Origin of the sequence: Rugosimonospora africana, from assembly GCF_016862975.1 — a bacterium.
GTDB lineage: Bacteria > Actinomycetota > Actinomycetes > Mycobacteriales > Micromonosporaceae > Rugosimonospora > Rugosimonospora africana.
The window spans coordinates 1-735 of sequence record NZ_BONZ01000195.1 but is presented as its reverse complement, the minus strand read 5'-3'; the positions used below and the strand labels follow the sequence as shown (position 1 = coordinate 735).

2 protein-coding genes are annotated in these 735 nt (G+C 70.6%); both read left to right on the top strand.

The genetic code is table 11. The features are described 5' to 3' along the window. The first annotated feature begins 41 nt into the window (after nucleotides 1–41). Nucleotides 42–374, top strand: coding sequence for a PadR family transcriptional regulator (locus Raf01_RS49190; RefSeq protein ID WP_203925083.1), 333 nt, complete (start codon nucleotides 42–44; stop codon nucleotides 372–374). 14 nt (nucleotides 375–388) lie between these two features. After that, nucleotides 389–735: permease prefix domain 1-containing protein (locus Raf01_RS49185; RefSeq protein ID WP_203925082.1), on the top strand; the 347-nt coding region annotated here is incomplete at its 3' end.

Genomic DNA, 735 nt, shown 5'->3' with positions numbered 1-735 from the left:
TGCGCTTGACACCTAGCGTGTCTATGCCTAACTTCCTAGGTATGGATCTGCGCGGACACCTGGATCTCCTGCTGCTCGCCACCCTGCACGATCGCGGTCCGGCACACGGCTACGCGCTGATCATCGCGTTGCGGGAGGGCTCGGGTGGCACCTTCGACCTGCCGGAGGGCACCGTCTACCCGGCTCTGCATCGGCTGGAGCGCGACGGGTTGGTGGCCGGATTCTGGGAGGAGGGGGCTCCACGCCGGCGGCGCAGCTACCAGCTGACCCCGCAGGGGCGCACGGCCCTGCAGCGCAAGAACCGGGAATGGCGAGAGTTCGCCAACGGAGTTCAACTGATCATCGGCCGGGTGCACCCCGAGCCGACCGGATGACGGGGAGTTCACCAGTGCCCGACGAGAACGACAGCGCGTACCTTGTGCCCGACGGCAGCGTGGAGCGCTGGCTGGACGAGGTGTTCGACGGTCTGACCGGGACCGGTGCCGGTGGTCGGCGCGCGCTCATCGAGATCGAGGACCACCTCAGGGCCGCCGTGGCGGACGAGAGGGACCGTGGGCTCGACCCGGCGGCCGCCGAGCACGCGGCGGTGACCCGGTTCGGCTCGCCGGCGAAGATCGCCCGCGACATCCGCGCCGCCCACCGCAACCTGCTGCGTCCGGCGCTGACCGGCGTCTGGGCCCTGACCGGGGCGGTCCTGCTGTCGCTCGGACTGGCCACGACGGTGACCGAGGCCCT